The sequence below is a fragment of the Streptacidiphilus jeojiense genome, assembly GCF_000719095.1.
Taxonomy (GTDB): Bacteria; Actinomycetota; Actinomycetes; order Streptomycetales; family Streptomycetaceae; genus Streptacidiphilus; species Streptacidiphilus jeojiensis.
The window spans coordinates 253,888-277,871 of the sequence record NZ_JOEH01000003.1 but is presented as its reverse complement, the minus strand read 5'-3'; the positions used below and the strand labels follow the sequence as shown (position 1 = coordinate 277,871).

Annotated in this window: 22 protein-coding genes; 12 read left to right on the top strand and 10 right to left on the bottom strand. The window is 72.4% G+C overall.

The features are described 5' to 3' along the window. The first annotated feature begins 29 nt into the window (after positions 1–29). Positions 30–1,157, top strand: coding sequence for a Nickel transporter NicT (gene nicT / locus IF29_RS0104885; RefSeq protein ID WP_030250032.1), 1,128 nt, complete (start codon positions 30–32; stop codon positions 1,155–1,157). Between the two features lie 31 nt (positions 1,158–1,188). Here the strand turns inward: nicT (IF29_RS0104885) and IF29_RS0104880 are convergent, their stop codons facing one another. Beyond that, a complete protein-coding gene (locus tag IF29_RS0104880; protein ID WP_030250030.1) occupies positions 1,189–1,548 on the bottom strand; it encodes a cupin domain-containing protein in 360 nt (119 codons plus the stop codon). Positions 1,549–1,602: 54 nt separating this feature from the next. Beyond that, on the bottom strand, positions 1,603–1,974 hold the full coding sequence (locus tag IF29_RS0104875) for a nuclear transport factor 2 family protein (protein ID WP_030250028.1): 372 nt from the start codon (positions 1,972–1,974) through the stop codon (positions 1,603–1,605). A gap of 96 nt (positions 1,975–2,070) precedes the next feature. Here IF29_RS0104875 and IF29_RS0104870 point away from each other — a divergent pair, with 96 nt between their 5' ends. The 6 genes from IF29_RS0104870 to IF29_RS48435 all read left to right on the top strand — a co-directional run bounded on the left by IF29_RS0104870 (position 2,071) and on the right by IF29_RS48435 (position 11,246). Beyond that, on the top strand, positions 2,071–5,226 hold the full coding sequence (locus IF29_RS0104870) for an ATP-binding protein (protein WP_030250026.1): 3,156 nt from the start codon (positions 2,071–2,073) through the stop codon (positions 5,224–5,226). 12 nt (positions 5,227–5,238) lie between these two features. Beyond that, the gene (locus tag IF29_RS0104865; RefSeq protein WP_030250023.1) at positions 5,239–5,631 is read left to right on the top strand and encodes an SRPBCC family protein; all 393 of its coding nucleotides are present in this window, start codon (positions 5,239–5,241) and stop codon (positions 5,629–5,631) included. A 149-nt stretch (positions 5,632–5,780) separates the two neighbouring features. Beyond that, on the top strand, positions 5,781–6,932 hold the full coding sequence (locus tag IF29_RS47385; protein WP_232242020.1) for a family 2 encapsulin nanocompartment cargo protein terpene cyclase: 1,152 nt from the start codon (positions 5,781–5,783) through the stop codon (positions 6,930–6,932). Beyond that, positions 6,929–7,780 carry a geranyl diphosphate 2-C-methyltransferase gene (locus IF29_RS0104855; RefSeq protein ID WP_030250017.1) on the top strand — a complete coding sequence of 284 codons (852 nt, stop codon included), beginning with the start codon at positions 6,929–6,931 and terminating at the stop codon, positions 7,778–7,780. The genes IF29_RS47385 and IF29_RS0104855 overlap by 4 nt, the downstream gene beginning before the upstream one ends. Positions 7,781–7,837: 57 nt before the next feature. Beyond that, positions 7,838–8,317: a hypothetical protein gene (locus tag IF29_RS0104850; RefSeq protein ID WP_157623600.1), complete on the top strand. Its 480-nt coding sequence runs from the start codon at positions 7,838–7,840 to the stop codon at positions 8,315–8,317. A gap of 148 nt (positions 8,318–8,465) precedes the next feature. Continuing rightward, positions 8,466–11,246, top strand: coding sequence for a helix-turn-helix transcriptional regulator (locus IF29_RS48435; RefSeq protein ID WP_037594322.1), 2,781 nt, complete (start codon positions 8,466–8,468; stop codon positions 11,244–11,246). Positions 11,247–11,281: 35 nt separating this feature from the next. Here IF29_RS48435 and htpX read toward each other — a convergent pair whose 3' ends face one another. Further along, the gene (htpX, locus tag IF29_RS0104840) at positions 11,282–12,196 is read right to left on the bottom strand and encodes a zinc metalloprotease HtpX (RefSeq protein WP_030250008.1); all 915 of its coding nucleotides are present in this window, start codon (positions 12,194–12,196) and stop codon (positions 11,282–11,284) included. 324 nt (positions 12,197–12,520) lie between these two features. Between htpX and IF29_RS0104835 the strand changes: the two genes are divergently transcribed. Next, positions 12,521–14,167: a S53 family peptidase gene (locus IF29_RS0104835; RefSeq protein ID WP_051724887.1), complete on the top strand. Its 1,647-nt coding sequence runs from the start codon at positions 12,521–12,523 to the stop codon at positions 14,165–14,167. A gap of 198 nt (positions 14,168–14,365) precedes the next feature. Here the strand turns inward: IF29_RS0104835 and nicT (IF29_RS0104830) are convergent, their stop codons facing one another. The 3 genes from nicT (IF29_RS0104830) to mca form a co-directional block, all read right to left on the bottom strand. Then, positions 14,366–15,478 carry a Nickel transporter NicT gene (nicT, locus tag IF29_RS0104830; RefSeq protein WP_063757427.1) on the bottom strand — a complete coding sequence of 371 codons (1,113 nt, stop codon included), beginning with the start codon at positions 15,476–15,478 and terminating at the stop codon, positions 14,366–14,368. Positions 15,479–15,569: 91 nt separating this feature from the next. Continuing rightward, complete coding sequence (locus tag IF29_RS0104825; RefSeq protein ID WP_037594321.1) at positions 15,570–15,791, bottom strand: hypothetical protein; 222 nt, start codon at positions 15,789–15,791, stop codon at positions 15,570–15,572. A 60-nt stretch (positions 15,792–15,851) separates the two neighbouring features. After that, positions 15,852–16,736, bottom strand: coding sequence for a mycothiol conjugate amidase Mca (gene mca / locus IF29_RS0104820; RefSeq protein WP_030250000.1), 885 nt, complete (start codon positions 16,734–16,736; stop codon positions 15,852–15,854). Between the two features lie 106 nt (positions 16,737–16,842). Here mca and IF29_RS0104815 point away from each other — a divergent pair, with 106 nt between their 5' ends. Then, positions 16,843–17,250, top strand: coding sequence for a DUF4307 domain-containing protein (locus tag IF29_RS0104815; RefSeq protein ID WP_030249998.1), 408 nt, complete (start codon positions 16,843–16,845; stop codon positions 17,248–17,250). Between the two features lie 174 nt (positions 17,251–17,424). Beyond that, the gene (gene greA, locus IF29_RS0104810; protein WP_030249995.1) at positions 17,425–17,922 is read left to right on the top strand and encodes a transcription elongation factor GreA; all 498 of its coding nucleotides are present in this window, start codon (positions 17,425–17,427) and stop codon (positions 17,920–17,922) included. Positions 17,923–17,991: 69 nt separating this feature from the next. Here the strand turns inward: greA and IF29_RS0104805 are convergent, their stop codons facing one another. The 3 genes from IF29_RS0104805 to ilvA form a co-directional block, all read right to left on the bottom strand. After that, positions 17,992–18,864 carry an ABC transporter permease gene (locus tag IF29_RS0104805; protein WP_030249994.1) on the bottom strand — a complete coding sequence of 291 codons (873 nt, stop codon included), beginning with the start codon at positions 18,862–18,864 and terminating at the stop codon, positions 17,992–17,994. Further along, positions 18,864–19,901: a daunorubicin resistance protein DrrA family ABC transporter ATP-binding protein gene (locus tag IF29_RS0104800; RefSeq protein ID WP_030249991.1), complete on the bottom strand. Its 1,038-nt coding sequence runs from the start codon at positions 19,899–19,901 to the stop codon at positions 18,864–18,866. The genes IF29_RS0104805 and IF29_RS0104800 overlap by 1 nt, the downstream gene beginning before the upstream one ends. Before the next feature lie 89 nt (positions 19,902–19,990). After that, the gene (gene ilvA, locus IF29_RS0104795; RefSeq protein WP_030249988.1) at positions 19,991–21,208 is read right to left on the bottom strand and encodes a threonine ammonia-lyase; all 1,218 of its coding nucleotides are present in this window, start codon (positions 21,206–21,208) and stop codon (positions 19,991–19,993) included. Between the two features lie 81 nt (positions 21,209–21,289). Between ilvA and IF29_RS0104790 the strand changes: the two genes are divergently transcribed. Then, positions 21,290–21,823 (top strand): MarR family winged helix-turn-helix transcriptional regulator, encoded by a 534-nt coding sequence (locus IF29_RS0104790; protein ID WP_084713533.1) that lies wholly within the window; start codon positions 21,290–21,292, stop codon positions 21,821–21,823. Between the two features lie 19 nt (positions 21,824–21,842). Here IF29_RS0104790 and IF29_RS0104785 read toward each other — a convergent pair whose 3' ends face one another. Further along, positions 21,843–23,006, bottom strand: a complete 1,164-nt coding sequence (locus tag IF29_RS0104785; protein WP_030249984.1) for a cystathionine gamma-synthase — start codon at positions 23,004–23,006, stop codon at positions 21,843–21,845. Between the two features lie 114 nt (positions 23,007–23,120). On the opposite strand from IF29_RS0104785, the gene IF29_RS0104780 reads away from it, so the two are divergent. Next, positions 23,121–23,933 (top strand): AAC(3) family N-acetyltransferase, encoded by an 813-nt coding sequence (locus tag IF29_RS0104780; protein WP_030249981.1) that lies wholly within the window; start codon positions 23,121–23,123, stop codon positions 23,931–23,933. Positions 23,934–23,984: the final 51 nt, after the last annotated feature.

Below are 23,984 nucleotides of genomic sequence, written 5' to 3'. Positions count from 1 at the left end.
CCACGAGGTGCTGGAGAGGCTGCCCCCATATGTCCATGCCCGGAATCCCCGCCCCGCCGACCGACGCGACCGCACCGGGAACCGCGATACCGGCCACACCCGTGCTCCGTTGGGAGCGCCGGGACTGGATCCGCACCGGCGGGCTGATGGCGGTGATCGCCGCGCTCCATGTCGTCGCCTTCGGGATCCTGGCCGTCATGGTCGCCCCGCACCACTACACCGTGGGCAAGCAGGTCTTCGGCCTCGGTCTCGGCGTCACCGCCTACACCCTGGGCATGCGGCACGCCTTCGACGCGGACCACATCGCCGCCATCGACAACACCACCCGCAAGCTGATGGCCGACGGCAAGCGGCCGATCTCGGTCGGCTTCTGGTTCGCGCTGGGCCACTCCACCATCGTGGTGGTGCTGGCGGCCGGCATCGCCGCCGGGGCGCGCTTCGCCGGCACCCTGACCAACGACTCCTCCAGCACCCACCAGGCCCTGGGCGTGGTCAGCACCAGCGTCTCCGGCGGCTTCCTCTACCTGATCGCCGCGCTCAACCTGGTCTCCCTGTTCGGCATCCACCGGGTGTTCCGGGCGATGCGCCAGGGGCAGTTCGACGAGCACGAGTTGGAGAAGCACCTGGACAGCCGCGGCTTCATGAACCGCATCCTGGGGCGGCTCACCAAGTCGATCACCCGCCCCGGCCAGATGTACCCGGTCGGCCTGCTGTTCGGCATCGGCTTCGACACCGCGACCGAGGTCACCCTGATGGTCATGGCCGGCTCCGGCGCGGCGGCTGGCCTGCCCTGGTACGCCATCCTGTGCCTGCCGCTGCTGTTCGCCGCCGGGATGAGCCTCTTCGACACCCTCGACGGCACCTTCATGAACTTCGCCTACCACTGGGCCTTCTCCAACCCGGTGCGCAAGGTCTACTACAACCTCACCATCACCGGCCTCTCCATTGCCGTCGCGTTCCTGATCGGCACGATCGAGCTGGTCGGCGTGCTGCACGACCAGCTCGGGCTGGACGATCCGGTCAGCAACTGGATCTCCGCGGTCAACCTCAACAACGTCGGCTTCGTCATCGTCGGGCTGTTCGTGGCCGTCTGGGCCTGCGCGCTGGCCTACTGGCGGCTGGCCAAGGTGGAGCACCGCTGGGGGCACCGGGCCTGAGACCGGTGCCCCGCGGTGCCGCCAAGTGCCGCTAGGCCCCGTGGGCGTAGTCGAGCGCGCCCATCCAGTCCACCACCACGACCTCCTGGTCCCCGACGACCCAGGCGTCGTGTCCCGAGGGCAGCGCGGTGACCTGACCGGGCGTGGCGTCGAACTCGGTGCCGTCGGCCATCCTGATCCGCAGGGTGCCGGAGACGTGGTACTGGAAGTGCGGCGCCTCGCACCACTCGGTGCCGGCGATCGGCTTGACGTCCGTGGACCAGCGCCAGCCGGGCTGCAGCACCAGGCGGCCGATGGCGGCGCCCTCGACGGTGAGGATCTCCGCACGTCCGTGGTCGAACCGGCGGACCTCGTCGGCTGCGGCGAAGTCGCGGTGCTCGGTCTGCTTCATGATCGCGTCCCTTCTCTTCCTTCTCGCCACTCGTCGTTCGTCACTCGTCGTTCGTCACTCGTCCCAGGCCTGCACGCAGGTCTGCCGGACGATCCGTCCGTCGTCGCCGAGGTCCAGCACGGCCGAGCAGAGCACCCGCACGCCGTCCGGGTAGCGGCAGGACTCCAGGAAGGCGGCGTGGCCGCCGTCGACCAGGACCCGCTCCAGGGTGTGCGTCATGTCCCTGCCGCTGATCTCCTCCAAGTGGTCCGCGATCTGTTCGCGGCCCTTCAGCGACCGCGGGCTGCTCGGCTGTGACTGCCGGTCGACCAGGAACAACTCCGCGTCATCGGCGTACAGGCCGATCAGGGCCGCCGCGTCCCGCTCCTCGACCCCGCGCCGCAGCGCCTCGGTGTCGAAACCGGAAGCCGTCTGCAAGGTGTTCATCGCCCTCTCCCTTCCTCCGGCCCCCACCCTGCGCCGGCACCGTCAATCCACCGTCAAGCCCCAGGTGACCGGCGGGTACGCGGGTACGCTGAAACGGTGGCGCTCAGCATCCGGCTGTTCGGCGAGCTCGAAGCGGAGCTCGACGGGCAGCGGATCGGACTACCGGCCGGACGAGCCTGCGAGCTGCTGGCCTGGCTGGCGCTGCACCCGGGGCCGCAGCCCCGGCCGCGCCTGGCCGCCCGGTTCTGGCCCGACGCCCCGGACAGCGCCGCCAGGGCCAGCCTGCGCAGCGCCGTCTGGGCCCTGCGCACGGCCTTCGGCCCGGCCGGAGCCCGGCAGCTGACCGCGGACCGCGGCAGCGTCGGCCTGTGCCGGGACGGGCTGACCGTGGACCTGGACGAGTTCCGGCGCCTGGTCGACCTGGGACGGCCGGCGGACGCCGTCGGCCTCTGCCGGGGCGAGCTGCTGCCGTCCTTCGGGCAGGACTGGGCGGTGGAGGCCCGTGAACAGCACGCCGTCCGGCTGTCCGCCGCGCTCTCGGCCCTGGCCGAGCGCTACCGGCAGGAGGAGGACCTCCCGGCCGCGATCGCGGCCGTCCGCCGGCAGGTCGCGCTGCTCCCCTTCGACGAGGCCGCCGCACGGACGCTGATGGCGCTGCTGGCGGAGTCGGGCGACACCCCTGCGGCCCTGGAGGCCTACGCACGGCTGCGGAGGCAGCTGGCCGAGGAGTTGGACACCGGCGTCGGACCGGAGACGGCCGCCCTGGCCCGGCGGCTGCGGGCCGCCGCCCGGGGGCCGACCGGACCGGGCAGCGGGCGGTCCCGCCTGATCGGCAGGGCCGAGGAGACCGCGACGCTGACCAGTGCCTGGCGCGAGGCCGCCGCAGGGCGGGGCTCGGTGCTGCTGCTCAGCGGTGACGGCGGGATGGGCAAGACCCGGTTGGTCCAGGAGCTGGGACAACTGGCCGCCGACGAGGGCGCCCGCACCCTGACCGGCTATGCCGGCGGCCCCGGCGGAGGCGCCCCGTTCGCGCTGTGGGTGGACCCGCTGGGCCTGCTGGTCGACGATCCGACCAGGGCCGACCCGCTGATCGACCCCAGGGCGGAGCGGATCCGGCAGCTGGAGCGGGCCACCCAGGCGCTGCTGCGGGCCGTCCGCGCGGAGCCGCTGCTGCTGGTCCTGGAGGACGTGCACCGGGCCGACCCGTCCAGCCTGGAACTGCTCGCCTACGTCGGACGGCGGATCGCCGGGCACCTGCCCGCGCTGCTGGTGGCGACCTGCCGGCGGATGCCCAGACGCCCCGAACTGGACGCCGCGGTGGCGGCGCTGCGCGCCTCGGGCAGCCTCGGCCGGGAGATCGAACTCGGCCCGCTGCCGCTGCCGACGATCCGTCGCATCGCGCTCTGCCAGGGCAACTTGACGGAGGATCAGGCCGCCGGGATCGCCCGTGTCGCCGACGGCAACCCGCTGCTCGCGGTCGAGACCGCCAAGGGGGTCGCCCTGCGCGGCGCGGATCTGCCCGCCGGACTGCGCGGCGCCGTCCGCGCCGCCTGCGAGCGGCTCGGCCCCGGGGCGCGCCGGCTGACCGACTACCTGGCCGCCGCCGGACGCGAGCTCAGACCGTCGGAGCTGGCCGCGCTGCCGTTGGCCGACGTGCGGCGCGCAGCCGGGGAGGCCCTCGGCTCCGGGCTGCTGGCCTACTCCGAGGCATCGGCCGGGGTCGGCTTCCGGCACGCACTGCTGCGCGAGGCCTGCTACGCGGACCTGCCGGCGCCGGAGCGCAGCACGCTGCACGCGGATCTCGCCGAGGTACTGGCCGCCGGAGCGGCCCGGTCGGCGGCCACCGGCACCGGTACCGCACGGAACGCCAGCCGCGCCCGCTCCGCCGCCGAGCTGGGCCGGCACCTGCGGCTGTCCGGGCAGGACGGTCCGGCCGGCGCCCGCTTCGCCGAGGCGGCCGCGGCGGCCCGCGCCGTCTGCGCGCTGCCGGAGGCGGCCGCCTTCCTCCGCGAGGCGCGCGAGCTCGCCCCGGACTCGGTCGAGATCCTGCTGGACCTCGCCGAGGTGGAGGCCTGGCGCGGGCGGCTGCCCAGCTCCGACGAGGCCTTCGAGCGGGCCGTGGAGCAGCTCGCCCCCTCCGACGGCCCGGCGCTGACCCGGGCCTGGCTGCGGCGCGGGCACTGGCTCCGCGGCGGTGTCTGCCACCCGCGCGAGTCGCGGCGCTCCTACCTCAGCGCGCTGGACCTGCTCGACCGGGCTCCGCAGGACGACCCGGAGGCCAGGGCGGAGGCCCTGGCCGGGCTGGCCTGGGCCCAGGCCGTCGCGGGCGACCCGGACCAGGTCGAGCGGATCCTGCGGCAGGTCGCCGAGGTGACCGGCCACCGCGCCCCGGGCGACCTGCTGGCCCACGACATCGGCTCGGCCCGCGGCCATGCCCTGATCCGCACCGGACGGCTGGTGCAGAGCTACGGGCCGCTGGTGGCCGCGGCGGCCTCGGCGGGGCGGGCCGGGCGCCCGGACCTGGCGTACGGCTGCATGATGAACGCGGCGAGCGCAGCCGCCGCGGCCGGCGAGTGGGACCGGGCCCTGGACTTCGCCGACCGCTGCCTGGCCCTGGTCGTCCCCAACGGGCTGCTCCGCAACACCGTGGGCACGCACTGCGCGCGGGCCTCGGCGCTGCGCAGGCTGGGCCGCACCGCCGAGGCCCGGACCGCCTGCGAACAGGCCAGGGCGATCGCGGAGCTCACCGGGCTGGCGGAGCTGCAGGCACTGGTCCACCACGACCTCGGCCTGCTCGCGCTGGCCACCGGCTGCCCGGAGGCGGCCGCCGACGAGCTGGAACTGGCGCTGGCTCCCGAGGCGCCGGTCAGCAGACCGCGGACCCGGCTGCTGCTGGCCGAGGCGCTGGCCCGCTCCGGCCGGCCGGCCGAGGCGGAGGTGCAGCTCAGGGCGGCGGCGCTGGAGCCGGTCGCCGCGAGCGACTTCCCCGACACCCTGGTCGCCCGGATGTGCCACGTCCAGGGCCTGATCGCGGTCGCCCGGGGGGACGGAGCGCTGGCGCTGCGCCGGCTCGCGGAGTCCGCGGCGGCGTGGGAGCGCCGGGGCACCGGCGTCGACGGCGAGGCCGTCCTCGGGGCGCTGATCGACCTGGGGCGGCCGCCGATCGGCTCGCTGGTCGAACCCGCCCTGGAACTGGCCGCCGTACGGACCGACCTCGCCGCGCTCGCGGCGGCACTCCACTCGACCAGCTGAGGAGGCGTCACCATGCCGGAGTTCGACGACAGCGTGATCGCGGCGGCGGCGCCGGAGGAGGTCTGGAAGCTGCTCTACGACCCGTCCCGCTTCCCGCAGTGGTGGGCCGGCGTCGGCTCCGTGGACAGCCGCACGGACGCCGGGTTCACCCTGTACCCGGAGGGCTACCCGGACTTCCCGATGCCCCAACTGGTCAGTTCCGACCCGGCGGGGCGCACGGTGACCATCTCCTGCCTGGTCTCCGACCTCCGCTTCGAGTGGCGGCTCCGTCCCGTCGCCGGGGGCACCGAGATCAGCGCGCACGTGGTGATCCCTCCGGCCGAGGCCCACCGCCTCGCCGCACAGACCGCGACGATCAGCGCCTCGCTGCACCGCCTGGCGACCCTGGCCGCCGAATCGGAGTGAACACCGCGCGGCGCGCCCTCCCGCACTCCTATTGCGCCGACTTCTGCGCGCACTGGTTCGCCGACGCCCGATTCGGACTTCGCATCCCCGGAAATCCTTCTTCCAGGGGGAGTTGAATTCCACGGGAACGCCTGAGCGAAGGAGAAGGTGTGTCGCTTTTCGACCGCATTTCCCAACCCGGCCCGGAATGGCGAAGAATCGAACACGCCCTTTCCGGACCCACCGGGCTGGGCACCTCCGCGGCCCGGGTCCCCCGCGCCCGCCGTCCGCCGGAGGACGGGCCGGAGGAGTCGGACGGGTCCTCCCCCGGCGCCGCCCGCGGCTCGGTCCGGGTGCCGCCGCTGCACTGCCCCGACGCGGTGCGGGACGATCCGGCGCTCGGGGAGGAGGTCAACAACCGGCTGGTGGACTGGGCCGAGGAGATGGGGCTCTTCCAGGGACGGCTGGAGCGGCTGCGTTCGCACCAGTTCGGACGGCTGTTCATGCTGGCCCACCCCGACTGCGACGACCCCGACCGCCTGCTGGTCGCGGCCAGGTGCGGCCTGGCCGAATGGGCCGTCGACGACCACTGGGTGGACGAGGGCGAGGACACCACCCCCGAACTGCTCGGCCACCGGCTGGCGCTGACCCATGCGGTGGTCGACCCGGTCCGCCTCCCGGCCCGCTACCTGGCGCAGTTCGAGCAGGTGGTGCAGCAGGAGCCGGTGCTGCGCGCCTTCCGCTCCTGCCTCGACCACCTGGCCGGGATCGCCAGCCCGACCCAGGTGGCCCGGCTCCGGCACGAACTGGCCGTGATGTTCGTGGGCTACTCCCAGGAGGCGCACTGGCGCTCCTCCGGCCGCACCCCGGCGGTCTGGGAGTACCTGCTGCACCGCTACGAGAACGCCTTCTTCCCCTGCATGGTCCTGATCGACCCGATCGGCGGCTACGAGCTGCCCGCCCACGAGTTCGCCGACGCCCGGGTCCGCCGCACCTACCTCTACGCGGCCACCGCCAACGTGCTGCTCAACGACCTCTACTCGATGAGCAAGGAGGACCCCACCGACACCAATCTGCCCAACCTCATCGCCGCGGAGGAGCACTGCTCGCTCCAGGAGGCGGTGGACCGCGCGGCGCAGATCCACGACGAGCTGATGTACACCATCGAGGCGGAGGCCGCGCTGCTGAGCGCGGCCGGCTCGCCCCAGCTCCGGCGGTTCCTGGCCGGGCTGTGGGCCTGGATGGGCGGCAGCAAGGAATGGCACGCCACCAGCGCCCGGTACAACGACTCCCCCTCCCCCGAAGAGAAGGACGCGACTTGACCGCCACTCAGGACTCCCCCCTCGCCAGCCCCTACCAGCACTCCGTCGCCTCGTACTGGAACGCCGAGAAGAACCCGGTCAACCTCCGCCTCGGCGAGGTGGACGGCACCTACCACCACCACTACGGCATCGGCGAAGCGGACTGGTCCGTCCTGGAGGGACCGGAGGAGACCCGCGAGGAGCGGACCATCAGGGAGCTGCACCGCCTGGAGTGCGCCCAGGCCGACCTCCTGGCCGACCACCTCGGCGACATCACCCCCGAGGACCGGCTGATGGACTCCGGCTCGGGCCGCGGTGGCGGCAGCTTCGTGGCCAACCGGCGGTTCGGCTGCCGGGTGGACGGGGTGTCCATCTCGGAGACCCAGGTGGCCTTCGCCAACGAGCAGGCGCGGAAGGCGGGGGTGGACGGCAAGGTCCGGTTCCACCTCAAGAACATGCTGGACACCGGCTTCGGGACGGGTTCCTTCCGCGGCATCTGGAATAACGAGAGCACCATGTACGTGGACCTGTCCCTGCTGTTCGCCGAGTACTCGCGGCTGCTGGCCCGCGGCGGCCGCTACGTCACCATCACCGGCTGCTACAACGACACCTACGGCCTGCCGTCCAGGGCCGTCAGCCAGATCAACGCCCACTACATCTGCGACATCCACTCGCGCAGCACCTACTTCAGGGAGATGGCCGCGAACCGGCTGGTGCCGGTCACCGTGGTCGACCTCACCGCGGCCACCATCCCCTACTGGGAACTGCGCGCGCAGTCGTCCCTCACCACCGGGATCGAGGACGCCTTCCTCAGCGCCTACAAGGACGGCAGCTTCCAGTACCTGCTGATCGCCGCCGACCGGGTCTGACCACCGCGTACTCTTGCCCTCCGGACCAGTGAGGTCCACGAACGGGGGGTAGTACCGATGGTCTTCAGCAGGCATGGAACAGCAGGTCGGGCGGGCTCGGCAGTCGCGGTCGCGCTGCTGGCGGCGGGGTGTTCGGCGGCCTCGCCGCACCGCCCCGCCGCAACCGCCTCCGCCGACGCAGCAGTTCCGGCGACGCAACCGAGCAGCGCACCGTGGGTGGACCCGGCCCAGAACCTGCTGGCGGAGGACGGCTTCAAGCTGATCGCCCGGAGCGGGAAGCAGACCCTCAACGGCTACCAGGGCACCCTGGCGGCGCACCGGGACGGCGGGACGGTCGACACCGCGATCGAATGCCAGGGCGTGGGGAAGCTGACGGTCACGATGGGCGCTACCTCGTTCACCTTCGCCTGCACCAAGTCGCCCTCCGGGGAGACCAACGAGGACGCCACCGGGTTGTTCTCCGCGGCGACCGACGTCTACTCCGTAACCGCACCGTCGGGTGTGGTCTGGGCCGTCGCCGTCGCCTGGGCACCCTAGACGAATGTGCCGCAGAACTCCTGACTCACAGGTACGCCTTCTTGACGCCGCGCCCGCGGCACGCTGGGATTGCTGACACTCCATGTCGGGGTGTCAGGTCCATGGCGTAGCAGGCGCGGCGGGGGTACTCAGGAGGACGGACGGTTCCATGCAACCAGTACCGAGCGGCAGCACCCCTCCGATCGGCCGCGACCTGCTCCTCGCCGCGGCCCGCGACGCCCTCCGCCCCGACCGGGGGCTGCTGCTCACCGGTCCGGCCGGGATCGGCAAGAGCGCGGTGCTGGACGCCCTCGCCGCGGAGGCCGCCGCCGCCGGCGTCCTGGTACTGCGCAGCGCACCCGTCCCGGAGGAGTCCGTACTCCCCTACGCCGCCCTCGGCGACCTGCTGTCCTGCGCGCCCCCCGACCTCCTCGCCCAGCACCCGCCGCTGCTGCTGCGCACCGCGCCCGGCACCGCCCAGGACCGGCTGGCCCTGCACACGGCCGCGGTCCGGCTACTGCGGACGCTGGTCCAGGACTTCCCCGTGCTGCTGGTCCTGGACGGACTCCAGGACCTCGACCCGCCCAGCGCCGCCGTGCTCTCCTTCCTGACCCGCCGGGCGGCCTCACTGGCGGTCACCGTGGCCGCCGCCGAACGCACCGGCTCCGGCGAATCCGCGCTGCGCAACCGGCTCTGCCCGCCGACCGCACTGGAGCTGGCCGTCCCCCCGCTCTCCGAGGACGCCGTCGAGGAGCTGATCCTCCGCCAGGGAGCCGCGACGCCGATCCGGGAGCTGCGCCGGATCCAGCAGCTCTCCGCCGGAAACCCCTTCTACGCGAGGGAGTTGGCCCTGGCCGTGCACAACCGTCCGCAGCCCGGCGGCCGTTGGGCCGAGGAGGAGACGCCGGTACCGCGCCGGCTGCGCAACCTGCTGCTGGCCCCGACCCGGGCGCTGCCCCCGCAGTCCCGTTCCGCACTGCTGCTGGCCGCCTGCTCGCCGCAGCCCACGCTCGGCCTGCTGCACGCCGCCGGCGTCGCCGATCCGGTGGCCGCCCTCGCCGAGGCCGAACGCCTGGGCCTGGTCTCGGTCGCGGCCCACGGCCGGGTACGGCTGCGGCACCCGCTGCTGGGCGCGGCGCTGCAGGCCGAGGCGCTGCTCCGGGAGCGGATCGCGGTCCACACGGCCCTCGCCGCGGCCACCGTGGAACCCATCGCCAGAGCCCGGCACCTGGCCCTGGCCCGCCCCAGGGAGGACGCCGAGGTGGCCGCCGCCCTCGCCGCCGCCGCCGACGTAGCCCGGCACCGCGGCGAAGCCGACACCGCCTACGAACTCACCGCCCTCGCCGCCGAGCACACCCCCGCCGCCGACCCCCGGCAACGCACCGCGCACCTGCTCGCCGCCGCGGCCCACGCCGCCGACGCGGGCCTGCACGAGGACGCCCGCCGCTGCGCCGCCGGGGTGCTCACCGACTCCGCCGACCCGGCCCAGCGGGTCCGGGCCCGGATGATCCTGCTGGAGACGGTGGGACAGGCACTGGACGAGGCGGGGGGCCTGATCCAGGGCGGGCTCACCGACGCCGGGGACGACCCGGCGCTGCTGGCGCCGCTCTACTTCTGGTCCGCCGTACGGGAGTTGCTGGGCGGACGGACCGGCACTGCCGCCGCCGAGGCGCAGCGGGCGGCGACCCTCGCCTTCGCCGCCGAGGACCGGGCCACCCGGGTGGAGGCGCTGGGCCTGGTCGCCACCGTGCAGGGGCTACGCGGCAACCCGATGGCCGCCGACGCCGCGCTGGAACTGGCACTGCACCTGGCCGCGGCCGAGCAGAGCGCCAGCCTGCTGCGCCGACTGGCCCTGGCCCAGCTCGACGCCGACCAGGTGCCGCAGGCCCGACGCCGGGTCACCGCGCTGCTGGACCCCGGCGCCGGGGCCGAGGGGGTGGAGGACACCCTGGCCACCCTGGTCGCGCTGGTCCGGATCCAGACCAGGGCCGGGGAGTGCCGCCAGGCCCTGGCCACCGCCGAACGCTGCACCGCGCTGGTCGCCGACGCCGGCCAGCCCTCCCCGCTGGCCGCCTACGCCGCCGCGCTGGCCGAGGCGGCCGGCGGCAGCACCGCCCGAGCGGCCGAGCTGGCCCAGCATGCCGTCGACGGCTGCGCGGCCGCCAGCGACCGGCTGTTCCAGGTCCGTGCGCTGGGGGTACTGGGCCAGGCGCTGCTGCTGACCGGCCGGGCCGAGGGCGCCGCCCGGGCCGGTGAGGCGCTGCAGCGGGCCCGCGAGCTGAGCGAGGCCATGGAACTGGCAGACCCCGACACGGTCCGGCGTCTCGCCGACCTGGTGGAGGCGCTGCTGCAGTCCGGCGAGACCGCGGAGGCGAGCACCGTGCTCGCGGAGTCGCGCAGGCTCACCGGCGGCTGGCCCGGCTCCTGGGGCGCCGGCGCGGTGGCGGCGCTGGACCGCGCCGAAGGCCTGGTCCTGGCGGCCCTGGGACAGACCGAGGAGGCCATCGCGGCGCTGCGCGTCTCCGCCTCACGGCTGCAAGACCTGCCGCTCCCGCTGGAGCTGGCCCGCACCCTGATCGCCTGGGGAGCCGTCGAACGCCGGGCCCGGCACCGCGCGGCGGCCCGCGCCGTGCTGGCCGAGGCCGAGACGGTCTGCCGGACGCTGCGCGCCGAACCGCTGCTGCTGCGGATCGAGCAGGAACGCGAACGCCTGGAGCCGGGAGACCGGGCCGGCGCGGCGGACGACCTGACGGCCAGTGAGCACCGCGTCGCCGAACTCGTCGCCGGCGGCGCCACCAACCGCGAGGTCGCCGCGGCGCTCTTCGTCAGCATCAAGACCGTCGAGGGCACCCTGTCCCGGGTCTACCGCAAGCTCGGCGTCCGCTCCCGCACCGCCCTCACCCGCGCCGTCGCCGCCCCCGGCCGGGCCGTGCTCACCACCCCGCACTGACGGTCCGTCGGACCGCCCGGGTCACATCGGCTGGTTCAAGCGACCGGCTGGTTCAAGTTACTGGAGATCTTGGCGAGTTCCTCCAGCCGGCGCTCCAGGCTGGGGTGGGTGGAGAACAGCCGCATCACGCCGGGCCCGCCCTTGCCGTCGGCGGGGGTGAACAGGAAGGCGTTGAAGGGCTGCGTGGTGCGCAGGTCCTTGTCGGGGATGCGGGCGATCTCGCCGCTGACCTTGGTCAGTGCCGAGGCCAGCGCCGAGGGGCGGCCGGTCAGCTGGGCGGCGGAGCGGTCCGCGGCCAGTTCGCGGTAGCGGGACAGGCTCCTGATGAGCAGGAAGCTGATCACATAGACGCCGGCGGAGACCCCCACCACCGCCCCGATCAGCGCGGCCGAGGTCGGGTCGCGCCGTCCGCGCAGCAGTTGGGAGTAGAACGCGAACCGGACCAGCAGCCCGGCCAGCACGCCGAGGAAGGAGGCCACGGTGATGACCGCCACGTCGCGGTGGGCCAGATGCGACAGCTCGTGGGCGACCACGCCCTCCAACTCGTCGGCCTCCAGCCGGCGCAGCAGCCCGGTGGTGACGCAGAGCACGGCGTGGTCGGCGCTGCGGCCGGTGGCGAACGCATTGGGCAGATCCGTCTCGGCGACGGCGATCCGTGGTTTGGGCAGGTCCGCCATGGTGCACAGCCGGTCCACCAGACCGTGCAGCTGCGGCTGTTCCTCGGCGCTCACCTCGTGGGCGTGCAGGGCGAACAGTGCGATCCGGTCCGAGAACCAGTACTGGGCCGCCAGCAGCCCGGCGGCGATCAGCACCACCGCGATCCAGGACCTGAGCAGGACCACCAGCGCCGCCATGAAGCCCACGTAGAGCAGTCCCAGCAGGAACAGCGTGAGCAGCATGCGGGCGGTCAGTCCCCGATCGGGCGCGAAACGGCCCTGGTTGGCACTCATCTCCGGATCGGACTCCTTCGTCTGCGGTGCGGCCACCACGTCCACAGCCTGCTTCCACTATCCGGGTCCGGCCGCCGGACGACCAGGGCCGGACCGGGCCGTTCTGCCCCGCGGCCGCCACACGGTCACCTTCGGCACCGTGCGCACCCTGCACAACACGGACACCGGAGGACACGCGGCGTTCACGCGGGGGGCAAGGGTTATCCCGCTTATGCGGGGGACAGCGCGCTCCTAGCGTGAGACCCGACCGCTTCCGGCGCCTCAGCGCACAAGTCCCCACCGGGACAAGGACGCTGCGCGCTCATCCGTCCCAGGAGGACACCCGTGAAGTTGCCCCTCCGCGCCGCCATCGGACTGCTGGCCGCCCCCCTGCCCATCATCGCGCTGGCCGTCGCCCCGGCCGCCCACGCCGCCGTTCAGCCGAACACCCAGAAGACCGCGCTGAGCAGCGACGTCCTGCCCGCGATCGCCCACTCCACCCGCACCGGCCAGGTCGCGGCGAACAAGGCGATATCCGTCACGGTCAGCCTCGCCCAGCGCGACCCGGCCGGACTGCAGACGTTCCTGAAGCAGGTCACCGACCCCGCGTCGAGCCAGTACAAGCACTACCTGACGGCCAAGCAGTTCGCGGACCGCTTCGGCGCCTCCAGCGCCACCGTCAGCCAGGTCACCGACTACCTGCGCTCCCAGGGCCTGACCGTCGGCGCGGTCACCGGCAACCACCTGACCCTGCAGGCCAGCGGTACCGCCGCCCAGGTCCAGAAGGCCTTCGGCACCACCCTGGCGACGTACCACGACGCCAGCACCAAGCGGGACTTCTACGCGAACACCGCGGCCCCGGTGCTGCCGGCCGCGATCGCCTCGGCCGTCACCGACGTGTCGGGCCTCAACACCTACGCGCAGTACTCGCACTACAGCACCAAGAAGGTGGTCCCGCAGGCCACCGCCAAGGCGGTCACCGGGCTCACCCCGACCAAGGCCCGTTCGGGCTACAACGTCGCCTCGGCCATCAGCGCCGGCTACACCGGCTCCGGGGTGACCGTGGGCCTGCTGGAGTTCTCCGGCTTCAAGCAGTCCAACATCACCACCTACGACAGCTACTTCTCGCTGAGCCCGTCCACCCCGGTGGTCCGCAGCGCGGGCGGCGGCACCACCGACCTGTCCGGTGAGGACGAGGTCGAGCTGGACATCGAGGTGGTCCAGGCGCTGGCCCCGAAGGCCGCGATCAAGGTCTACGAGGCGCCCAACAGCGACGCCGGCGAGGTCGCCGTGTACGCGGCCCTGGTCAGCGACGACGTCCCGGTGGTCTCCATCAGCTGGGGCATCGACGAGGCCGACGAGACCGCCAGCAACCGGGTCGCGCTGGACACCGACTTCCAGGAGGCCGCCGCCCAGGGGCAGTCGGTCTACTCCGCCTCCGGCGACAGCGGCTCCGACGACGCCGGCAACGGCGGCACCTCCGTCGACTTCCCGGCCTCCGACACCTACGTCACCGGCACCGGCGGCACCACCCTGACGCTCACCTCGGCCGGGGCCTGGAGCAAGGAGACCGCCTGGTCCGGCAGCGGCGGCGGCATCTCCTCGTACTTCAAGACGCCGTCCTTCCAGAGCTCGGTCAACACCGGCACCTACCGTGACGTCCCGGACGTGGCGGCCGATGCCAACCCGAGCAGCGGCTGGGCGATCTACACCGAGGGCGCCTGGTACGAGTTCGGCGGCACCAGCGCGGCCGCGCCCAACTGGGCCGCGTTCACCGCGATCTACGACAGCGAGGCGGCGGCCAAGTCCAAGTCGGCGCTGGGCTACGCCAACTCCTCGATCTACGCGCTGGCCTCGTCCAGCTACAGCACCGCCTTCCACGACGCCAAGACCGGCAGCAACGGCGCGTACAGCGCCGGCACCGGCTACGACAAGGTGACCGGCTGGGGCAGCTACAACGGCGCGGGCTTCCTCACCGCGGGCCTGGGCTGACGCCCTAGGCGCACACGACGGCGGGGCCCGGTCTTCCGGGTCCCGCCGTCGTGCTTTGGTGCGGACCGTAGATGGCTGGTCGCGCAGTTCCCCGCGCCCCTAGCTGGTTGCAACTGAGCCAGTTGCAGACCCCCAGGGGCGCGGGGAACTGCGCGACCAGCCCACTACAACCCGCACCCGAAGTCCCGCCAGAAACCACTACGCCGCGTCGCGCAACCCTTCGGACCACTTCTCCTCGACCCGCCCGTACCGCCAGATCAACAGCGCAGCGACCCACGTGGCCACGAACAGACCCACGATGACGAACCCCACGTTGTTCAGGTCCAACCCGGCCACCCACCCGATCGGCCCCCCGCTGACATCCAGTTCCTCGGCGACCAGCGAGGTGATCTCGATACCGCCGATGATCACGGCCACCACCACGCTCAGGCCGGTGATGGTGATGTTGTAGTAGACCTTGCGGACCGGCTTGGAGAAGGCCCAGTCGTAGGCGAAGTTCATGAACGAGCCGTCGATGGTGTCCAGCAGCGACATCCCTGCGGCGAAGAGGACCGGCAGCACCAGGATCGCGTACCAGGGCAGTGCGAACGCCGACGCGCCGCCGGCCAGCACCAGCAGTGAGACCTCGGTCGCGGTGTCGAAGCCGAGCCCGAACAGCAGCCCGACCAGGTACATCTGCCAGGGCTTGGTGACGGTCCGCATGATCGGGGCCAGGATGCGGTTCATCAGGCCGCGCTTGGCCAGGTGCTCCTCCAGCTCGACCTCGCTGTAGGCGCCGGTGCGCATCTGCCGGAAGACCTTGACGATCCCCCACAGCACCACCGCGTTCAGCACCGCGATGATCATCAGGAAGGTGCCGGAGACGGTGGTCCCGATCAGGCTGGTCCAGTGCTGCAGCCCGCTGGAGCTGTTCTCCACCTGGCCGGCCAGCGCCCTGACCCCCAGCGACAGCAGCGCGCACAGTCCGAAGACCACCGACGAGTGGCCCAGCGAGAACCAGAACCCGACCGAGAGCGGCCGCTGCCCGTCGGCCATCAGCTTGCGGGTGGTGTTGTCGATCGCGGCGATGTGGTCCGCGTCGAAGGCGTGCCGCATGCCCAGGGTGTAGGCGGTGACGCCCATCCCGGCGCCGAAGAGCTGGGTGCCGACGGTGTAGTGGGCCGGCGCCACGACCGCCAGCAGCGTGAACCAGCCGATGACGTGCAGGCCGACGACGAAGGCGGCCATCCCGCCCATCCGGGCCCACTCCCGCGGGGTCAGCGATCCGCGGATCCGCGCCAGCGTTCCAGCGCGCACATCTGTACCAGCCACGGCACACCCCTCCTGGTCGGTGACGACTCGACCACGTTAGGGGCTGTGGATGTGTAGTTGCAACTAATGTGCAATAGCGAGAGAGCTGCGACTACGGCTCGACGGTGGGCTTGGGGGCCGCCTTGGGCTGCGGCTCCGGCTCCTCGACGAAGTCGACCCGCCCGAGGGAGCGGTTCATCGCCTTGAGGATCCACCAGGTGCCGATGCCCAGCACGGCGAACACGACGAAGCCCAGGATGCCCGGGGTGACCTTGTTGTCGTCCAGGGCGAGCAGGGTGGTGGCGGCGCCGTGCGCCGCTGCGAGGGAACTCATGCCCCTATGGTCCCCCCACGGCGTTCGCGCGGGGGGACCGGGGTCGGGTCGTGCGGGTCGTCAGACCTGGACCACGTCGGCGGTGATCCCGGCGAACAGGTCGTCCTCCGGCAGCGAGGTGTCCACCAGCGAGCGCGCCAGCTCGTAGTCCTCGGTCGGCCAGACCTCCCGCTGGATCTCCAGCGGGATCCGGAACCACGGCCCGTCCGGGTCGATCTGGGTCGCGTGCGCCAGCAGCGCCCGGTCCCGCACCTCGAAGTACTCGCCGCAGGGCACCCTGGTGGTGATCTCCCGGGGCTTGCGGTCGCTCTCGTCCCAGCGCGCGATCCACTCCGCGTAGGGCGACTCCAGACCGCGCTCCTTCATCGCCGCGTCCAGTGCCTTGATCCGGTTCAGCGAGATGCCCTGGTTGTAGTAGAGCTTCAGCGGCTGCCACGGCTCCCCGGCGTCGGGGAAGGCGTCCGGGTCGCCGGCCGCCTCGAAGGCCGCCATGGAGATCCTGTGGGTCATGATGTGGTCCGGGTGCGGGTAGCCGCCGTTCTCGTCGTACGTGGTCACCACGTGCGGCCGGAACGAGCGGATCAGCCGCACCAGCGGCTCGGTCGCCACCTCCAGCGGCTGCAGCGCGAAGCAGCCCTCGGGCAGCGGCGGCAGCGGGTCGCCCTCAGGCAGCCCCGAGTCGACGAAGCCCAGCCAGGCCTGCTTGACCCCGAGGATCTCGCGGGCCGCGTCCATCTCCTTGGCCCGCACCTCGTGGATGTTCTCCTCGATCCAGGGGTCGCCCTGGAGCTTGGGGTTGAGGATCGACCCGCGCTCACCCCCGGTACAGGTCGCCACCAGTACGTCGACGCCCCGCGCCACGTACGAGGCCATGGTGGCCGCACCCTTGCTGGACTCGTCGTCCGGGTGCGCGTGTACCGCCATCAGTCGCAGCTGCTCAGTCAACGCCCCAAAGCCCTTCGTCGGTATTGCCTCCTTCTATAGTGACGGAACAGGACCCGCGGACATTCCGCGTTTCCGGGCCGGGCCACGCTATGGAGGCAAAAGTCCGATGGAGACTCCGACCAAGGTCGTAGCCGGGACCCCGCTTCCGGCCGGGCGCTACGGCGTCGATCCCGAGCAGCGCGAGCGGCGGATGCGGCGGGTCTACTACGCCTGCGTCGCGCTGGCGATCGCCGTGGTGGCGCTGGTCGGCTACAGCTACCTGGGCAAGGACTCGTTCAGCGGCCAGGTGGTGTCCTTCCAGGTGGACTCCGCCTCCCAGGTGCAGATCCACCTGGAGGTGTCCAAGCCGAGCGGCTCGTCCGGCAGCTGCACGGTGCGGTCGCGCGACGTCAACGGCAACGAGGTCGGCCGGGTGACCGTGTCCGTCCCCTCCGGCACCAGCACCTACGACACCGTGGTCACCCTGCGGACCTCGGGCCGGGGCACCACCGGCGAGCTGGTCAGCTGCTCCTGAACCGGTCCGGACCGTATTGACCGCGGCATGTTGGGTTGGAGTCCTCCCGGTCCGCTTCGGAAATTGTTAGGCTTCTGGTTTCGCCCCTTCCGGGGTAGATGTGCTCACACCACCCGGAAGTGGGCGTTGTCTGTTATCCAAGCCGGACCACACATGTACCTACGAGGAGCACCCGTGACCCAGACCAGCGAGAACGTGACCTGGCTCACCCAGGATGCGTACGACCAGCTGCGCGCCGAGCTGGAGCACCTGTCGGGTCCTGCACGCGCCGAGATCACCCAGAAGATCGAGGCGGCCCGCGAGGAGGGCGATCTCAAGGAGAACGCCGGCTACCACGCGGCCCGCGAGGAGCAGGGCAAGATGGAGCTGCGGATCCGCCAGCTCAACCAGCTCCTGGAGCGCGCCCAGGTCGGCGAGGCCCCGGCCGACAACGGCGTGGTCGGCCCCGGCATGGTCGTCGTCATCGCCTGGGACGGCGACGAGGACGACACCACCACCTTCCTGCTGGGCTCCCGGGAGGCGTCCTCCGACGACCTGGAGACCTACTCGCCGCAGTCCCCGCTGGGGCGCGCGATCGACGGACGCAAGGTGGGCGAGACCGCGACCTACGAGCTGCCCAACGGGCGCAAGACCAGCGTGAAGATCCTGTCCGCCAAGCCGTACCAGGGCTGACGTACTTTCCGGCTGCGGACCGTAGCTGGTTCCCCGCGCCCCTGAAGGGGCGCGGGGGACTGCGCAGGCTCAGCCGACGGCCGAGCGGTACTTGCGTACCGAGAGCCACGAGAACAGGGCCATGATCAGCAGCGACCAGCCGATCGACACCCAGACCGCGTGCACCATCGGCCACACCGTGGCCTGCGGTGCGGGCGGCGGCAGCAGATTGCCGAAGAGCTGGCGGGCCGCCTGGACCGAGGCGCTGAAGGGGTTCCAGTAGGCCACCGGCTGCAGCCAGCCGGGCATGCTGCTGACCGGCACGAACGCGTTGGAGACGAAGGTCAGCGGGAACAGCCAGACCAGCCCGGCCGAGGTGGCCGCCTCGGGGCTGCGGACCGAGAGGCCGATCAGCGCGCCGATCCAGGAGAAGGCGTAGCCGAGCAGGAGCAGCAGTCCGAAGCCGCCCAGCGCCTTCAGCACCCCGTCGTGGATCCGCCAGCCGATGATGAAGGCGACCACTCCCAGCACCACCAGCGTCAGCGCGCTCTGCACCAGGTCGGCGATGGTCCGCCCGACCAGCACCGCGGAGCGGGCCATCGGCAGCGAGCGGAACCGGTCGACCAGTCCCTTGTTCATGTCCTCGGCGATGCCGGCCGACGCGCCGGCCACCGCGAAGGTCACCGTCTGCGCGAAGATGCCGGCCATCAGGTACTGCTTGTAGGTGTCGGCGTTGCTGGGCGCGCCCGGGATGGTGATCGCGCCGCCCATCACATAGGTGAAGAGCAGCACGAACATCACCGGCTGCAGCATCCCGAAGACCACGATCTCGGGGATCCGGGTCATCCGGCGCAGATTGCGCTTGGCGACGACCCAGGAGTCGCGCAGGGCCTGCACCGCGCCGCCGCGCTGGACGGGCGTGGCGCGGCCGATCGCGCCGGTGGTCGTGGTGGTGGCTGACATCAGGAGTCCTTCCCTTCAACGGCAGCGCCCACGGTCGCCGCGGCGTCCCCGGCCTCGCCCACCTCGTCGCTGTCGCCCTCGCCCTCGCTCTCGTCGCCGAAGGTCGCGTGCCCGGTGAGCGAGAGGAAGACGTCGTCCAGGGTGGGGCGGCGCAGGCCGATGTCCTGGATCACGATGGTCCGGGCGTCCAGCTCCCTGATGACGTCGGCGAGGACGCTGGCGCCGCCGCTGACCGGGACGGTGATCCCGCGGGTGTGCCGCTCCACCGCGGGCTCGCCCTTGGCGTACGGGGCCAGCGCCTCCACGGCCTGGGCGAGGTGGGCCGGGTCCTCGACCACGATCTCCACGCGCTCGCCGCCGATCTCCGCCTTCAGTTCGTCGGCGCTGCCCCTGGCGATGACCTTGCCGTGGTCGACCACGGCGATGTCGTGCGCCAGGCGGTCCGCCTCCTCCAGGTACTGGGTGGTGAGCAGCAGCGTGGTGCCCTCCCCCACCAGGGTCTCGATGACCTCCCACAGCGCCATCCGGTTGCGCGGGTCCAGGCCGGTGGTGGGCTCGTCCAGGAACATCACCGGGGGGCGGACCACCAGGGCCGCGGCCAGGTCGAGCCGGCGGCGCATACCGCCGGAGTAGGTCTTGGCGGTGCGGTTGGCGGCGTCGGAGAGGTTGAACCACTCCAGCAGCTCCACCGCCCGGGCCCGGGAGTCGCGCGGGCTCATCTGGTAGAGCTCGCCGACCATCTGCAGGTTCTCACGCCCGGTCAGGTACTCGTCCACGGCGGCGTACTGGCCGGACAGGCCGATCAGTCCGCGCACCTGGTTGGGGTGCTTGAGCACGTCCACCCCGGCCACCACGGCGCGTCCGGAGTCCGGCCTGAGCAGGGTGGTGAGCACCCGGACCATGGTGGTCTTGCCCGCCCCGTTGGGGCCGAGCAGCCCGAGCACGGTGCCCTCCGGGACCTCCAGACTGACCCCGTCCAGGGCGTGCACGTCCCCGAAGGTCTTCACCAGGTCCTCTGCCTCAATGGCCGCCGCCATCGCTCACTCCCCGTGTCGTGCCGTGTCGTCGTCCCGTGTCGTGCCTGATGAACAGCCTCGCCGGGATCCGGACGGTGCGCGACCCGGCGTCAGCTCTGCCGCAGGATCGGGTAGCCCGACCGCCGCAGCTCCGACACTACGGTCTCGCAGTGCTCGGGGCCCTTGGTTTCCAGATGAAGGTCGACTTCGGCCTCGCCCAGGTCCAGCTTGGGGTCGGTGCGCACATGGGCGATGTCCACGACATTGGCGTCCACCCGGGTCAGCGCTACCAGCAGGGCGGCCAGCGCGCCGGGGCGGTCGGTGATCCGCAGCCGCAGCGAGAGGTAGCGGCCCGCGGCCACCATGCCGTGCCGCAGCACCCGCTGCAGCAGCAGCGGGTCGACGTTGCCGCCGGAGAGCACCGCCACCACCGGGCCCTCCAGTTCGCCGCTGTGCTCCAGCAGGGCGGCGACGGTGCTGGCGCCGGCCGGTTCGACCACCAGCTTGCAGCGCTCCAGGCAGATCAGCTGGGCCCGGGCGAGCGCGTCCTCGGTGACCGTCAGCACCCCGTCCGCCAGCCGTTGCACGATCTCGAACGGGATGTCACCCGGACGGCCCACCTGGATGCCGTCGGCCATGGTGGAGAAGCCGTCCAGGCTGACCGGGTGGCCGGCCGCCAGCGAGGGCGGGTAGGCGGCCGCGCCGGCCGCCTGCACGCCGACCACCTGGACGTCCGGCCGCAGTTGCTTGACCGCGGTGGCGATCCCGGCCAGCAGCCCGCCGCCGCCCACGCCGACCAGGATGGTGCGGACCTCGGGGCGCTGCTCCAGGATCTCCAGGCCGACGGTGCCCTGCCCGGCGACCACGTCCTGGTGGTCGAAGGGGTGGATCACCACGGCGCCGGTGCTCTCGGCGTACTCCAGCGCGGCGGCCAGCGTCTCGTCGAAGTTCTCGCCGGCCAGCCGCACTTCGGCCCCGTACTCGCGGGTGGCGGCGACCTTGGGCAGCGGGGCGGCGACCGGCATGAACACGGTCGAGTGGACTCCCAGGGTGGTCGCGGCCAGCGCCACACCCTGGGCGTGGTTCCCGGCGCTGGCGGCCACCACGCCGGCGGCGCGCTCGACCGGGCTCAGCCCGGCGATCCTGACGTAGGCGCCGCGCAGCTTGAACGAGCCGGTGCGCTGCAGGTTCTCGCACTTCAGGAACACGGGGGCGCCGAACAGCCGGGAGAGGTGCCGGCTGCCCTCCATCGGGGTGACCCTGGCCACCCCCGACAACATCTTGTGGGCGCCGCGGATGTCGTCGATCGTGATGGGCCAGGAGTTCATAGGCTTCAGCGTAGGGCGTTGCACCGTTACGCTCTGGAGGGCTCTCTGAGCAGCTCAGCGGAACGACAGATCGTGACGACGATGACTCCAAGCAATGGGGGAGCGACCCCCCGCACCCCCGCGGAACCGCAGCCGGCGGGCGTGAGCCACCCGGACGCCTCGGCGGCGGCGGCCGAGGACGTGCTCTACGACCGGCTCCAGTACCAGGTCGCGATCTTCGCGCGCCGGGTGGAGCAGGTGCGCATGGGCGGGGTGGGCGATCAGCGCAACTCCATGGACCGGGCGGCGTTCCTGCTGCTCAACCGGCTGGACTGGACCGGGGCCGTCGGTGTGAAGGCCCTGGCCCAGGCGATGGGGATCGACTCGTCCACGGTGACCCGGCAGGTCGCCCCGCTGGTGGACTGCGGCCTGGTGGAGCGGGTGCCCAATCCGGACGACGGGCGCGCGGTCCTCCTGGAGCTGTCCCCGCTCGGCCGGGAGCGGCTCCAGGAGGTGCGCGAGTCACGACAGTTGATGATGCATCAGCTCCTGGACGGCTGGTCCGGGGAGGAGCGTGAGCAGTTCTGCGAGCTGCTCACGCGCTTCAATGCGTCGATGCAGGTCTTCCGGCCGTGACCGCTTCGGCGCCACGCACCTACTTCAGCGCCTCGCCCAGGTCCGCCAGCAGGTCGTTCACCGACTCGATGCCCACCGAGAGGCGGACCAGGTCGGCCGGCACCTCCAGCGCGGAGCCGGCCGCCGAGGCGTGCGTCATCCGTCCGGGGTGCTCGATCAGGGACTCCACGCCCCCGAGCGACTCCCCCAGGGTGAACAGCCGGGCCCGGTTGCAGACCTCGACCGCGGCCTCCTCGCCGTCCTTGTGACGGAACGACACCATGCCGCCGAAGGCCTTCATCTGCTTGACCGCGACGTCGTGGCCCGGGTGCGAGGGCAGCCCCGGGTAGAGCACCTGGGACACCTTGGGGTGCCCGGTCAGGAAGTCGGCGACCCGGGCGGCGTTCTCGCTGTGCCGGTCCATCCGGATGCCCAGGGTCTTGATGCCGCGCATGACCAGCCAGGCGTCGAAGGGTCCGGCCACCGCGCCCATGGCGTTCTGGTGGTACGCCAGTTCCTCGCCCAGCGCGACGTCGTCGGTGACCAGCGCGCCGCCGACCACGTCCGAGTGGCCGCCCATGTACTTGGTGGTGGAGTAGACGACCACGTCCGCGCCCAGCGCCAGCGGCTGCTGGAGGTAGGGGCTGGCGAAGGTGTTGTCGACCACCAGGGTGGCGCCGGCGTCGTGGGCGATGTGCGCGAGCGCGGCCACGTCGGTGATGCCCAGCAGCGGGTTGCTCGGTGTCTCCACCCAGATCACCTTGGTGTTGGGCCGCACCGCCGCCCGTACCGCCTCGGGGTGGTGGGTGTCCGCCACCGACCACTCCACGCCCCAGCGCGACAGCACCTTGGCGAACAGCCGGAAGGTGCCGCCGTAGGCGTCGTTGGGGATGACGATGTGGTCACCGGGCTTGGTGACCGTCCGCAGCAGGCAGTCCTCGGCGGCCAGCCCCGACGCGAAAGCGAGCCCGCGGCGGCCGCCGTCCAGCGCGGCGAGGTTGGTTTCGAGGGCGGTACGGGTCGGGTTGGCGGAGCGGCTGTACTCGTAGCCGCCGCGCAGCCCGCCGACGCCGTCCTGCTTGTAGGTGGAGACCTGGTAGATGGGGGTGACCACGGCCCCGGTCTGCGGATCGGCCTCCTGCCCGGCATGGATGGCCAGGGTCTCGAAGGCGTGGTTGTGCTCGTGAGGGTGCGAGGTGCTCATGGGATCCGAGCGTAGTCCGAAACCGCGCCGTTCAAGCAGCGCTGCCCCCGGTGGCCCGGCCGGCCCGCGGAATTCAGTGGTGCACCGGGCTGCGGATGGGCACACTCACGTGCCATGACGATGCCCCAGCCGCCGGCCGGTCCGATGTGCACGCGCGACTCGATCGCCTCCGAACTGCGGGCGGCCGGGGTGCGTTCCGGCGAGACCCTGCTGGTGCACTCCTCGCTCAGCTCGCTGGGCTGGGTCTGCGGCGGCCCGGTCGCCGTCGTCCAGGCGCTGCTCGACGTCCTCGGCGACAACGGGACCCTGGTGGTGCCGGCCCATTCCGGCGACAACTCCGATCCGGCCATCTGGGTCAATCCGCCGGTGCCGGAGGACTGGTGGCCGGGCATCCGTGCCTCGATGCCGGCCTACGACCCGCGGACCACACCGACCGACGGCATCGGCGTGGTGCCGGAGACCGTCCGAACCTGGCCCGGCGCGGTCCGCAGCGCCCATCCGCAGACCTCCTTCGCCGCCGTCGGTCCGCGCGCCGCGGAGATCCTGGACGACCATGCCCTGGACTGCCGGCTCGGCGAGCGCAGCCCGCTGGCCAGGCTGGAGCAGGTCGGGGCGCGGATCCTGCTGCTGGGCGCCGGCTTCGGCTCCTGCACCGCGTTCCACCTGGCCGAGTACCGGATCCCGGCCCCGCTGGTCGATGTCTCCTTCGCGCTGACGACCCCGCAGGGCCGCCGCTGGGAGACCGTGCGCGACACTTCGATCGACGAGGACCGCTTCGACGAGCTGGGCGCGGCCTTCGAACGGGACCGCCCGGTGCTGCGGGCCACGGTGGGGGCGGCCCAGGTCCGGCTGTTCCCGCTGGCCGACGCCGTCGCCTACGCCGCAGTCTGGCTGGCCGAGCACCGGCCGCAGCCGACCCTCGGCTGAGCGGCCCCACCCGGCCGGAGACGCACGGTCACGGCACCCGCTACGATCCGG